Genomic DNA, 12,638 nt, shown 5'->3' on the forward strand with positions numbered 1-12,638 from the left:
CCCTGGGGAGTCGGGATCGTGATTCGGAGGGACTTGGGAGAGCGCCTGGCTTAGTTGCGCGGACGGCGGCGGGCGGTGGTCTTGGCGGCTGCCACGAGCTTTTCCGGTGCGTGGGCGGCAATCTGGGCGAAGGCGAAGATCACTTCCTTGACGATCTTGCGCTGGGGCGCCGGCAGATTGATGAAGGCCTCGAAGGCTTCTCGTTCGCGGTAGCCGATGGCTTCTTCCCAGCGGGCGCGGCGCTTGTCGATGCGCTTGCCGATCTCTTCGCCGAAACGAAGGTGCTGGGGAGTGACGATGAGCCATTCGGCCAGCGTCTCCAGCTTGTCCTGCTTGGGCATCGACTCGCCCAGCAACCAGCGTCGTACGCCGTGCAGGGTCATCGGTTTGCCCCAGTACCGCAGATTGAATTCCCGTTCCAGAACGGCGGGCTTGGGTTCGTATCCAGCTTTTTCCATCGCGGTGCGCAAGCGCTTTGCGAATTTTTGATTGGCGGTTTCCATGGTTTCGAAGGTACTTTGACGTAGCGCTTTCCGGGGTACGTTTGCATTTGGGGTGAGTTACGCAGCAAACGTGATTTATGCTCACTGGTCAGGAAAGCCTCGCCATCGCCCTGCGCGAGATCCTCGCGGGATGCCGGAAAGGCAGATCGGTCGCGGCTTTGCGCCGAACGGGAAGGGGGCCATGCGCAGGTCTCCGATGCGATGGTGGGACAACCGTTTCGTCGATCACGGCGCGCTGCGGGCATGTGGATGTCAGGTCATCAGGCCACTTTAGGTACGTGCCTGGGACTGTCTTCCGGACGCTCTCGCGGTGCATGTCACCGCAATGGCGCCCTGGTCAACCATGCTGCGCGCCGGTGATCTACGGCGCTTATTGTCAGTCCAGATGCATCGCATGTGAGCCGCGCAGCCAGATTTTTTCAGGGGATGTATCCGCCGCGAGACAGCACATCCGACGCGCCATGCATGCCGCAGCGCGGCACATCGGCGCAGAAGCGCGCTAGAATAGCGCCTCACCGAAAAACAAATTCAATGCGGTGGTGAATAACCGATTAACTTCCCACCTGGTGGGGATGGGGAAGCAGGTTGAAAATACGCTCCTTCCCATGGGGCGTGGCATGGACCCGGTAGCGCCGGGCAGACAAGCAGCACGCTGGTTGAAACAAGACGAATAAATCAAAGAAGTCAGCAGCATCCCTGTGGTACGTTCTGGTTACGTAACTTTTTGAGGTTTCCCGGGTCGGTTCCTGCCGCCTTGCCGGCGCCCTTGCGGCGCCTCCAGGCAAGCTCAGGAACTGCTCCGGAAAGGACCGCGGCGACCCGTTGGCATGCAACGGTGGATCGACTGACGCTCCGCCGCCCGCCGTGCGCTTTGCACCGGCGGCTGCAGTGGCGGGCGGAATGGCCGCGATACCGTGCAGGCGCAGATGCTTGCGGGCTCCCAGCGATCGCCCGCATGGAAGACGCGCAACCTAGCCCAGGTTCGACGATGTCAGGTTCCTTTCATTTCCTGCTGCTGGCCTTTGCCTTGCTGGTCGCCAGCCTTTCCGCCTATGCCGCGCTGGAGGTCTCCGAGCGCATCGTGCTGCAGGAGGCGCAGCACCGGCGGCTGTGGCTGTCGGTCGGGGCGGCCGTGTTCGGCGTGGGCGTCTGGGGCGCCATGCTACTCACGGTGGCGTCGCTGCAGATCAGCATCGCGGTCAACTTCGATGCCCGGCTGGTGGCGCTGTCCTTGCTGCTGTGCATGGGTAGCGCCTTCTATCTGATGCACCTGACGGGGCTGCGGCGTCCGCACCCGACCCGCCTGGTCATCGGCGGTCTCGCCATGGGTGCGGCCTTCAATGCGGCCTTCCATATCGCGCTCAAGGCCATGACGCTGCAACCGCCGCTGCTGTATCACACGATCCTGCTGGTCGTGGCGCTGGTGGTGACCGAGGTGGTGGCAGTGTTCATCGTGACCCTGTTTTCGGCCAGCAATGGTCGCAAGCCCATGACCGGCTCACTCAATTCGCAGCAGACGCGGCGGGTACTGGCCGCGCTGCTGGTCGGGGCCGGACTGGTGTCCTCGGCTGCGGCCGGGCTGCGCGCGGTGATGATCGGCCCGCAGGCACAGAGCCAGGTGCTGGAGGGTATTACCCGCGAGCACCTGGTCAATGGCCTGGTGTTCCTGGCCTTCCTGGCCATGGCCATGGCGCTGGTGGTCAGCGGGGTGCAACGCAACCAGGTCCTGAAGAAGATCGTCGGCCGTACCAATGACAAGCTGCTGCACTTCGCCACCCACGACGTGTTGACCGGCCTGCCCAATCGGGCCCTGCTGGCCGATCGCATCCAGCACGCGGTGGAGGTGGCGCGGCGCAATGGCCGGCCCTTTGCGGTGCTGTTCATGGACCTGGATGGTTTCAAGGCCATCAATGATTCACTCGGCCATGCGGTGGGCGATGGCCTGTTGGTGGCGGTGGCCCAGCGTATTCGCGCCTGCATCCGCGGCGAGGACATGGTGGCGCGCATCGGTGGTGACGAGTTCGTGGTGGTGATGAGCAATCTGGCCTCGCCGGAGGTGGTGGAGCAGCTGTCGGAAAACATCCTGGCCGCGCTGCGCCTGGATTTCCAGATCGAGGATGCGACCCTGCGCGTGACCTCCAGCATCGGCATCGCGGTCTATCCCAATAGCGGCGAATCGGCCGATGCCCTGATGAAGAATGCCGATGCCGCCATGTACGAGGCCAAGCAGAGCGGGCGCAATACCTATCGCTTCTTCGAACCGGCCATGCATGCCAGCGCGATGCGTCACCTGCAGGTGCGCCAGGCCTTGCAGCAGGCCATCGAACAGCAGCAGTTCCGCCTGCATTTCCAGCCCAAGTATCGCGGTGCCAGCAAGGAGTTGACCGGCCTGGAGGCTCTGCTGCGCTGGAACCACCCGGAGCTGGGCGAGATGGCGCCCGCGGAATTCATCCCCATCGCCGAGCGCTCGGGCCAGATCATCGCCATCGGCGACTGGGTGCTGCAGGCGGTGTGTTGCCAGATCGCGCGCTGGGACGGGGCGGGCATGAAGCCGGTCAAGGTGGCACTGAACCTGTCGCCGCTGCAGATGCGCGCCGATCTGGTGGAGCGCATCATCGCCATGGTCGGCGCGGCCGGCATCGCACCGCAGCGGCTGATGTTCGAGATCACCGAGACCGCCGCCATGAAGGATGTGGAACGCACCACACAAGTGGTGCGCGAGCTGCAATCGCTGGGCTTTGACATCGCCATCGATGACTTCGGCACCGGTTATTCCAGCCTGGCCTACCTGGCGCAGTTCCACTGCCGCCAGGTCAAGATCGATCGCTTCTTTACCTCGCGCCTGGACCTGGAAGATCACTCCGGGCGCGCCATCGTCGCTGCCATCATCGCGCTGGCACATGCGCTGCAGATGGAGGTGGTGGCCGAAGGGGTGGAGACGGAAGGGCAATTGCGCGAGCTGCAGTTGCTGCATTGCGACCAGGTGCAGGGCTTCCTGCTGGGACGCCCGGCGGAGGCGCCCACGGTGCCAGGGCTGGTCAACGCCAGCAACGACGATCTGTTTGCCGGCGGCGCGTTCAGATCCTGAGTTCGCCCCTGGCAGCGCGTCGCTGGATCACGCGCAGGTAGGCCAGCAGGCCCACCGCCACGAGACCCAGGCTGAGGCTGTTGGCAGCCCAGAAGCCGGCCGGTCCGCGCAGCGCGGCCGGGGTCCAGCCCAGCGGGTCGAGACCCAGCAGGTAGCCTCCGCCCAGGCCTACGCCCCACAAGGTCAGCGCATAGATCACGGTGGGCACCACGGCGACCTTGTAGGCGCGCAGTACGAAGGCGGTGGTCACCTGCATCGCATCGAAGAACTGGTAGAAAGCGATGTAGAGGAACAGCGGCAGCGCCGCGCCGATGATCACCGGATCGGGCGTGTAGGCGTGGATGATGTGCTCGCGCAGGAACCAGACGACCATCCCGATCACCACCGACAGCGAGACCGCCAGGCGGATGCCGGCGCGTCCGATTTTCTTCGCCTCCTGCATGTTGTTGCCGCCGATGGCCTGGGCTACCAGGGTGCTGGTGGCGCTGGCGATGGACAGCGGCAGCATGTAGAGCACGGTCCCGACGTTGCCTACGATCTGGTGGCCGGCCACCGGCACGGCGCCCAGGCGCGCGATGAAGACCGCCATCAGCGTGAAGGCGGTGACTTCGATGAAGTAGGACATGCCGATCGGAACACCCAGGCGCAGCAGCTTGCCCTGGGCCTTCCAGGAGGGGGCGACGAAGCCGCTGCCGAACAGCTTGAGTGGCCGATAGTAGGGCAGTCGCGCCACCAGCAACCAGGCGGCGATCATCATCAGCCAGGCGATCAGGGTAGTGGCGATGGCGCAGCCGGGGCCGCCGAAGGCGGGCAGGCCCAGGCCGCCGAAGATGAGCAGGGCGTTTAGCGGCAGCTTGAGCAACAGGCCGCAGAGCTGGATGGCCATGACCATCTTGGGTCGCGCCAGCGCAGTGTTGAGCGCCGAATAGACGCGGAAGAACAGCGTCGCCGGCAGCGCCAGCGCCTCGATGCGCAGATACAGGGTGGCCTTTTCCACCAGTTCCGGCGAGGCCTTGGCGAAGGCCAGGAATACCGGCGAGAACATCAGCACCAGCGACCCCACGATGGATAGCAGTACCGCCAGCCACATGCCCTGCTTGACCTCGTTGCCGATCTCGTCCAGCCGGCCGGCGCCGAACAGTTGGCCGATGGTCGGTTGCAGGGCCTGCAGCACGCCCGACAGACCCACGAACACGCTCACATAGATCGATACCCCCAGTGCCAGCGCACCCAGATCCAGCGCCGAGAAGCGCGACACCATCACGGTATCGATCACGCCATTGGCGATCAGGGCCAGTTGGCCGACCAGCAGTGGCCAGGCCAGCCGCGCGATGCGGCCGACGTGATGGCGGGAGGAGAGGGCGGGCAGTTCGGTGGTCACGCGGGGGCTAGGGGCAGATGTGCAAGGTGTGCTGTGTCGGCGATATCCGCAATATCATCGATATCAGGCCGGTGTTCAGCGACCGGCGCGACGATAGAGACGGAAGCGTTCATCGCGGTCCGACGGGCGGCGACCTTCCCACACCATGCGCCATGATCCGGGGTACTGGCGCAGCATGAGCGAGGCATCCTGATTGCTGATGTCATCCTGCAGCAGCAGGTAATCACAGCTCTGGTCACGTTCGTCGGCGAAGCGCACGTTGCCGAAGTAGGCGAAGGAGGCGCGCTGCGCCGGGCCGACATTGGTCTGCACGCATTGCTTGACCGAGCCCAGCCTGGATTCGATCTGCTCGGCCACGCCCGCATAGCTCTTGCCATAGTTGACCCAGGGCAGCCACAGCGTCATCAGCAGCACCCAGCACAGGATCACCCCGCCCGAAGACAGCACGACGGCACGCCACAGTACCGAGGGGCGGCGCGAGATGCGCCAGTGCACCACCACGATCCAGGCGATGGTGGCGGCGATGGCGATGGCCAGCGAGATCCAGGCGAAGCCGGGTTTGAAGCCAGGCGCCAGCTTGTAGGCATTGCGCGCGATCTGCGCCGGCCAGCCGGTTTCCTTGGCGATCCAGCCGATCCAGATGAAGGCGGCCGAGGTGGTCAGCGTCATCACCGAGAACCAGTCCACCGCATTGATGGCGCCACGCTTCATGGTCGGCAGGCCGAAGGCGGCCAGGATGGCCAGCGCCGGCAGCAGCGGCAGCAACATGCCTTCTTCGTGATGCACGTTCATCAGCACCAGCAGCGTGATCGGGATCAGGAAGGCCAGCGGCAGCGCGATGTGCAGCGAACCCAGCTGGCGGCGCCAGGCATACAGCGCCCAGCCGGCGAAGGGCCAGGCCGGCCAGGCGAACCAGACACCGTACTTGCCCAGGAAGGCGAGGGTGGCCAGGGTGGGGCGATTCAACTGGTAGATGTTCCAGCTCATCCAGAGATCGAACTGGCCGGCAGCGTCGTCGCCGATGAGCCGGCGCAGCGCCAATACCCAGGCAGCGCTGATGAGCAGGGCCAGCGGCAGCGATACCAGTGCCGCCAGGCGCAGTGCGCGGCCATCCTTGCGAACCAGCGCCAGCACCAGCAGCGCGATCAGCACGCCGGCCGGCAGCAGCCAGCCATAGGTCAGCACCAGCATGCCCAGCGCCAGGCCCAGCCAGAAGGCGTGGCGCAGCTTGCCGGCATCGAACACGCGGGCTGCGCCGTACATGGCATAGGCCACCAGCGCGATCTGCAGGGTCTTGGGGCTGGTTTCGTGGCTATGCAACAGCAGGCCGAGGAAACCCAGATAGATCAGGAAGGCGCCATCGGCCAGCGTGCGGCCGAAGTCCTTGGGTTCGGGCTGGCCACCGAAGGCCAGCTTCAGCGGCTGTGCCTCGGGACGACGGCCCAGCAGGTAGGTGGTGTACCAGATCGAGAGCGAACCGACCAGGAAGCAGCCGATCGTGGAAATGCGTGCCGCCAGCGGGTCACCGAGCAGCCAGCCGAACAGCTTGATGCAGATTGCCCCGAACCAGTAGGCCAGTGGACTTTCCGCCGGTAGCGGCAGGCCGGCCACATTGGGCGTGAGCCAGTCGGCCAGCACACCGTGCGCCATGGTCCACATGATGCCGAAGCTGGTGGCATCCTCGTTCTTCCAGGGGTCGCGGCCGATCAGGCCGGGCAGGATATACAGGAGGGCGAGCGCAAGCAGTGCCATGCGCGGAAGCGCATGGGTGGCTGCTGCTGGAAGACGGACGGGCTTCATCAAGATGTTGTTGCTCTTGTTCTGTGCTGCGATATTGGGGTGGGCACAGGCCTTTGCTGTGCGCTCGCCGCTGCATGGGGCGGCGGATATTTTTTGCAGGCCCTATTGTGCAGGAAATCACAGTAAATAGTTGTTTCTGACTGCTACATCCTGGTGCATGCGGTGTTGCTCTGTTGCTCTGTTGCTCTGTTGCTGTGGTGCTGTGGTGCTGTGGCGTGGAATTCGCCCATTGCATCGTGCCGGCACCACGACCATGCAAAACAAAAAAGGCAGCCGGAGCTGCCTTTTCTGAGGGAAGTACTGATTACGCCTTCGAGACAGCAGTCTTCGAACCGACGGAACCGAACTTCTGGCGGAACTTCTCGACGCGGCCAGCGGTGTCGACGATCTTGTGCTTGCCGGTGTAGAACGGGTGCGATTCAGCCGAAACTTCGATCTTCACCAGGGGATATTGCTTGCCTTCGAACTCAGCGGTTTCGCGGGTGCCGATGGTGGAGCGGGTGATGAACTTGAAGTCGTTCGACACGTCGTGGAACAGGACTTCGCGGTAATCCGGGTGGATGCCTTCTTTCATGATTGCCTCAAGAGTAGTTTGGTAGCCAATCGCCACTTCGTCGGTCGCCCTGCTTCTTGACCCGATTGATGATCACTTGCCGGTTTGGAAAAGTCCGAAATTATACAATCAAATCAGGAGCTTGGGGCAAGGTGCGCAATGCTCTGGCCAGTCCGGGCGTGGTTTTTCGGGTTCATGGACGCGGATCGTATTGCGATTGTATTGCTCCTGATGCAATGAAAAACGGCATGTCTGCAAGCAGGCATGCCGTTTCACCGGTGGATGACCGGATGATGCAGTGATACGCTTAGTTGCCGCGACGCATCATGTCGAAGAACTCGGCGTTGTTCTTGGTGGACTTCATCTTGTCGAGGATGAATTCCATCGCCTCGATCTCGTCCATGTCGTACATCAGCTTGCGCAGCACCCAGATCTTCTGCAGCTGGTCGGGCTTGATCAGCAGCTCTTCACGGCGGGTGCCGGACTTGGAGAGGTTGATGGCCGGGTACACGCGCTTCTCGGCCAGGCGACGCTCCAGGTGGACTTCCATGTTGCCGGTACCCTTGAATTCTTCAAAGATCACGTCGTCCATGCGCGAGCCGGTTTCGATCAGGGCAGTAGCGATGATGGTCAGAGAGCCGCCTTCTTCCACATTGCGCGCCGCGCCGAAGAAACGCTTCGGGCGCTGCAGGGCGTTGGCGTCCACACCGCCGGTGAGCACCTTGCCGGAGGCCGGGATGACGGTGTTGTAGGCGCGTGCCAGGCGGGTGATCGAGTCCAGCAGGATGACCACGTCCTTCTTCATTTCGACCAGGCGCTTGGCCTTTTCCAGCACCATTTCGGCGACCTGCACGTGACGCGTGGCCGGTTCGTCGAAGGTGGAGGCGACCACTTCACCGCGCACCGAGCGCTGCATTTCGGTCACTTCTTCCGGGCGTTCGTCGATCAGCAGCACGATCATCACGGTGTCCGGATGATTGGTGGTGATGGCGTGGGCGATGTGTTGCAGCATCACCGACTTGCCCGACTTGGGCGAGGCCACCAGCAGGCCGCGCTGGCCGCGACCGACCGGGGCGATCAGGTCGATGATGCGGCCGGTGATGTTTTCCTCGCCGCGCATCTCGCGCTCAAGCTGCAGCAGCTTGTTGGGGTGCAGCGGTGTGAGGTTTTCGAACAGGATGCGGTGCTTGGAGGCTTCCGGCGGTTCGCCGTTGACCTTGTCGACCTTGACCAGGGCGAAATAGCGCTCGCCGTCCTTGGGCGTGCGCACTTCACCTTCGATGGAGTCGCCGGTGTGCAGGTTGAAACGGCGGATCTGCGAAGGCGAGATATAGATGTCGTCGGTGGACGCCATGTAGCTGGCGTCGGGCGAGCGCAGGAAGCCGAAGCCGTCAGGCAGCACTTCCAGGGCGCCATCGCCAAAAATCTGTTCTCCTGATTTTGCGCGCTTCTTCAGGATGGCAAACATCAACTCCTGTTTGCGCAGGCGCGCAGCGTTCTCGATGTCCAGGCTGATTGCCATTTCCAGCAAGGCAGAGACGTGCATCGCTTTTAGTTCTGATAAGTGCATATGAGTGTCCCGGGACGGGATAAGTAAAGGTGGGGGAGGGAATTGCGTGGTGTGAGTCTGGGGTCAAGCCCGGCCTGTTGTGCCGGACAGACGGCAGCGCGAGCGCGCCGCCGTCGGATATTACATCAGATGTTGCTGTCGATGAACGAAACCAGCTGGCCCTTGGCCAGTGCGCCGACCTTCTGGGCTGCGGCTGCACCGTTCTTGAACAGGATCAGGGTCGGGATGCCGCGGATGCCGAACTTGGCCGGGATGGCCTGGTTGGAATCCACATCCAGCTTGGCGATCTGCAGCTTGCCGTCGTATTCCTTGGCGACTTCTTCCAGGATCGGGGCGATGGCCTTGCAGGGACCGCACCATTCGGCCCAGAAATCAACCAGCACGGGCTTGTCGGACTTCAGCACGTCAGCTTCGAAGGAGGCGTCGGTAATATGTTTGATATGTTCGCTCATGGCATTTCCTCGGTATGAGGGAGGTCTAGTAAGTAGTCAATTAGCGCCGGTGGACACATACCATCATGCCTGGCGTGAGCCATCAACGCTTCCGGAGTTGCTTGGTCTACGTGGAGTCGTTGCGCGCCGATTCAAGTTGTATTTGAAGCGCGGCAGGGGTAAGCGGCGGGGTACAGGAACAATCATAACCCATTTTGAGGGAATGTGTAGACGCAGCGGCCCGGGCTTGTTGTGTCTCGTCCTCACGCCGGCTGCAGGCTGGCCGACGAGTGCCGACGCGGCTTTGCAGGCGATCTGCCGGCAAAAAATGCGCAAGCGCCAGGACCTGCTGGCATACAATGCGCAGCAGTCCGGGGCGCACTGCGATTGAAAATATCTCTTGCTTCGAGAGAAAAATACAATCGCCGCCAGCCCTGGAAGGGGCCTTGTGCTCGCCCGATGTGGCGCTGACCTGGCGCCCTGGTTTCCTCAATCGCCCTGATTCAATCCCGAGAACGCATGCTGTCAGCCACCGTCCCGATCGCTCCCACTCCCGACTTCTGGCAACAGGCCGTGCGTCTGTTGCTGCGCGAAGGCCAGCCACTGGGCCAGGCCCTGCACAGCGAGACGCAGGCCGCCGCAGCGCTGGATTTCTCGGGCGTGCAGCTGATGGTGCCGGCCTTCTCCCACGCGCAGAACTTCAAGGCGGCGCTGGCGCGCGAACTGCGCCGGCCCTTCATCGCACCGCGCATCAATACCCTCTCGGGCTTGCTGGCCATGCAGGTCCCGGGCGAGAGCGCACCGCCGTCCGAGAGCGAACGCCTGATGCAGCTCTACGCCCAGTTGCGCGAGCACGGCTGGTTGAAGAATATGTTTTCCGCGCGTCGCAATGCCGATCTCCTGCCCTTGGCACACACCCTGCTGGCGTTGTCGGACGAGCTGACGCTGGCGCTCTTGCCCGAGATCCGTGCCAGCGCCGAGGGTGAGCAGGCCGCTGTCGGCCGCTGGGCGCAGGCCCTGGCCCAACTACTGGAACCGCTGGCGCCGTCGGCGCATGGCATGTTGTCCGACGAGGCCGCGCTGGTGTGGCAGGTCTGGAAGACCCAGCTGGATGCCAACGACCGCATCGTGCAGCGCTTTGACGCCATGCTGGCCTTGGCCGAACGCGCCAGCCTGCCGCTGGTGTGGGTCAGCCCCACTGCCCCGGAACCGCTGGACGCGGCCTTCCTGGCCACCTATGCCAGGCATCAGCCGGTACGCATCGTCACCCTCGACTGGAGCCGCCAGGCCATCGCGCCATTGCATCCCGTCTATCTGGCGGCATGGGAAGAACTGGTGGCCGAGGATGAAGGCGTACCGCCGGCCTTCCTCGAACCGGCCTCCCTGCCGGACCCGGCCACGGTCAAGGCTCCCGCGCTGCCGCTCCCGCTGCTCTGTCCGGCGCCGGACCTGGAGAGCGCGGCCGTGCAGAGCGCACAGATCGTGCTGCGCTGGCTGGAGCAGGGCAAGGGCGAGATCGCCATCGTCGCCCAGGATCGGGTCACCGCACGCCGTCTGCGAGCCCTGCTGGAACGCGCCGAAGTGGCCGTGGCCGACGAGACCGGCTGGAAGCTCTCCACCACCCGCGCCGCTGCCGCGCTGGCGGCCTGGAACGATCTGGTGTCGGCCCGTGGCGAGACCAATGCCCTGTTGGACCTGCTGAAGTCGCCCTTCGTCTTTCCCGATGACCCGGACCGCGCCGATCGCGTCATGCGCATCGAAGCCCGCCTGCGTCGCGCCAATATCGCCGGTGACTGGCAAGCCCTGCAATCGGCCTTCGCGCAGGCGGAGGATGGCGCCGACCTCGCCTGCATCACCTTGCTGGCCCGCCAGGCCGCCCGTTTCGGCGGTCGCAAGACCCTGGCGCAATGGTGTGACACCCAGCGCGCCCTGTGTCAGGCCCTGGGCATGGAGAACGCACTGCGCGACGATGGCGCGGGCGAACAATGCCTCCTGATGCTGGACGACATCGCCGCCGGGCAAGGTGGCCTGGAAGACAGTTTCTCCTTTGCCGAGTGGCGTGCACTGCTGAACCTGCGCCTCGATGCCACTTCCTACATGCCGCCCATCAAGGATCGGCGGGTGGTGATGCTGCCGCTCAATGGCGCCCGCCTGCGTCGCTTCGATGCGGTACTCGTGATCGGTGCCGATGCCGCGCACCTGCCATCGCCACCGCAGGAAACGCTGTTCTTTTCCAATGCCGTACGGCGCGAACTGAACCTGGTCACGCGCGGCGAACGCCAGCGCCAGCAACTGCGCGACCTGACCGAACTGCTGTGCGTGAATCCCGAGGTGGTGCTGTGCTGGCAGACCCATCAGGACGGAGAACCCAACCCGGTCAGCCCCTGGATACAGCGCCTGGAACTGAAGCTGGCGCAGCAGGGCATGGCGCCGTTGCGCAATGTGCATTGGCAGGCGCCGCTGCGCAAGCTGCAGGCGCAGCGTTCATCCATGCCGGCACCGAGCGCCCCGGAGCTGTTGCCGTCCAGCCTGTCGGCCAGCGGCTTCGGCAGTTTCCTGGCCTGCCCCTACCAGTTCTTCGCGGCGCGCATGTTGCGCGTGGCCGTGATGGACGAGCTCTCCGACCTGCCCGAAAAGCGCGACTACGGCAGTTGGTTGCATGAAATCCTGCATCGCTACCACGCCCACCTGCGTGAGCAGGCCACGCCGCTGGCGGCACGTCCCGCTCTGCTGGCCGGCATCTCGGAAGAGGTGTTCCAGCGCGAGATGCAGCGTCATCCTGCGGCGCTGGCCTTCCACGCCCGCTGGCAGAAGGTGATGCCAGCCTACCTGCTCTGGGCCAATGAACGCGAGGCCGATGGCTGGCAGTTCGTCTTCGGTGAGCAGTCGCAGTCGCAAGCGCTGTCCTGGCAGGATGGCGGCATCGAACTGTATGGTCGCCTGGATCGGGTGGATCAGAATGCGCAGGGCGAGCGCGCCCTGCTGGACTACAAGACCCGCAGCGTCGCCAGCCTCAGGCAGAAGGTCAAGGAAGAGGATGATCATCAACTGGCCTTCTATGGCCTGCTGGCCGGTGGTGCGATAGAGCACGCCCATTACGTGGCCCTCGAACTGGGCAGCGACAAGAAGACCGGCGACGCCGCCGCCCCTGATTTCCTCCGCAAGCAAGACATGCTCAAGCAACAGATCACCACCACCCTGCATCAGGTGGCGCAGGGCGCGCCGCTACCGGCCAATGGCATCGAATCGGTATGCCAGTACTGCGATATGCGCGGCCTCTGCCGCAAGGGAGCCTGGCTGTGAGCACCGGCG

The 12,638-nt window shown here is 63.9% G+C and carries 8 protein-coding genes; 2 read left to right on the forward strand and 6 right to left on the reverse strand.

What is annotated here, in order from left to right; translation table 11 throughout:
* Positions 1 to 50 precede the first annotated feature (50 nt).
* Positions 51 to 503 carry an XRE family transcriptional regulator gene (locus HWE04_RS02260; RefSeq protein ID WP_166758385.1) on the reverse strand — a complete coding sequence of 151 codons (453 nt, stop codon included), beginning with the start codon at positions 501 to 503 and terminating at the stop codon, positions 51 to 53.
* A gap of 988 nt (positions 504 to 1,491) precedes the next feature.
* Here HWE04_RS02260 and HWE04_RS02265 point away from each other — a divergent pair.
* Positions 1,492 to 3,591, forward strand: a complete 2,100-nt coding sequence (locus HWE04_RS02265; RefSeq protein WP_241811365.1) for a putative bifunctional diguanylate cyclase/phosphodiesterase — start codon at positions 1,492 to 1,494, stop codon at positions 3,589 to 3,591.
* On the opposite strand, the gene HWE04_RS02270 is transcribed toward HWE04_RS02265, so the two are convergent.
* The 5 genes from HWE04_RS02270 to trxA all read right to left on the reverse strand — a co-directional run bounded on the left by HWE04_RS02270 (position 3,581) and on the right by trxA (position 9,347).
* Positions 3,581 to 4,972 carry an MATE family efflux transporter gene (locus HWE04_RS02270; protein WP_234295549.1) on the reverse strand — a complete coding sequence of 464 codons (1,392 nt, stop codon included), beginning with the start codon at positions 4,970 to 4,972 and terminating at the stop codon, positions 3,581 to 3,583. The two genes, HWE04_RS02265 and HWE04_RS02270, sit on opposite strands and share 11 nt — an antisense overlap.
* A gap of 75 nt (positions 4,973 to 5,047) precedes the next feature.
* Positions 5,048 to 6,772 carry an ArnT family glycosyltransferase gene (locus tag HWE04_RS02275; RefSeq protein ID WP_241811536.1) on the reverse strand — a complete coding sequence of 575 codons (1,725 nt, stop codon included), beginning with the start codon at positions 6,770 to 6,772 and terminating at the stop codon, positions 5,048 to 5,050.
* A gap of 304 nt (positions 6,773 to 7,076) precedes the next feature.
* Positions 7,077 to 7,346: a type B 50S ribosomal protein L31 gene (locus HWE04_RS02280; protein ID WP_006462941.1), complete on the reverse strand. Its 270-nt coding sequence runs from the start codon at positions 7,344 to 7,346 to the stop codon at positions 7,077 to 7,079.
* A gap of 286 nt (positions 7,347 to 7,632) precedes the next feature.
* Entirely contained in the window at positions 7,633 to 8,895 is a 1,263-nt protein-coding gene (rho, locus tag HWE04_RS02285) for a transcription termination factor Rho (RefSeq protein ID WP_006462942.1), read from the reverse strand.
* A gap of 125 nt (positions 8,896 to 9,020) precedes the next feature.
* Positions 9,021 to 9,347, reverse strand: coding sequence for a thioredoxin TrxA (gene trxA / locus HWE04_RS02290; protein WP_006462943.1), 327 nt, complete (start codon positions 9,345 to 9,347; stop codon positions 9,021 to 9,023).
* A gap of 498 nt (positions 9,348 to 9,845) precedes the next feature.
* Here trxA and HWE04_RS02295 point away from each other — a divergent pair, with 498 nt between their 5' ends.
* Positions 9,846 to 12,629 (forward strand): PD-(D/E)XK nuclease family protein, encoded by a 2,784-nt coding sequence (locus HWE04_RS02295; RefSeq protein WP_241811366.1) that lies wholly within the window; start codon positions 9,846 to 9,848, stop codon positions 12,627 to 12,629.
* Positions 12,630 to 12,638 lie beyond the last annotated feature (9 nt).

It is taken from the genome of Herbaspirillum sp. C7C2 (assembly GCF_022627865.1).
Classification (GTDB): domain Bacteria; phylum Pseudomonadota; class Gammaproteobacteria; order Burkholderiales; family Burkholderiaceae_D; genus Herbaspirillum; species Herbaspirillum frisingense.

Coding starts and splice junctions, on each gene's coding strand:
- rho (WP_006462942.1), bottom strand. CDS start 8,895: ATGCACTTATCAGAACTAAAAGCGATGCACGTCTCTGCCTTGCTGGAA.
- HWE04_RS02260 (WP_166758385.1), bottom strand. CDS start 503: ATGGAAACCGCCAATCAAAAATTCGCAAAGCGCTTGCGCACCGCGATG.
- HWE04_RS02295 (WP_241811366.1), top strand. CDS start 9,846: ATGCTGTCAGCCACCGTCCCGATCGCTCCCACTCCCGACTTCTGGCAA.
- HWE04_RS02280 (WP_006462941.1), bottom strand. CDS start 7,346: ATGAAAGAAGGCATCCACCCGGATTACCGCGAAGTCCTGTTCCACGAC.
- trxA (WP_006462943.1), bottom strand. CDS start 9,347: ATGAGCGAACATATCAAACATATTACCGACGCCTCCTTCGAAGCTGAC.
- HWE04_RS02265 (WP_241811365.1), top strand. CDS start 1,492: ATGTCAGGTTCCTTTCATTTCCTGCTGCTGGCCTTTGCCTTGCTGGTC.
- HWE04_RS02275 (WP_241811536.1), bottom strand. CDS start 6,772: ATGAAGCCCGTCCGTCTTCCAGCAGCAGCCACCCATGCGCTTCCGCGC.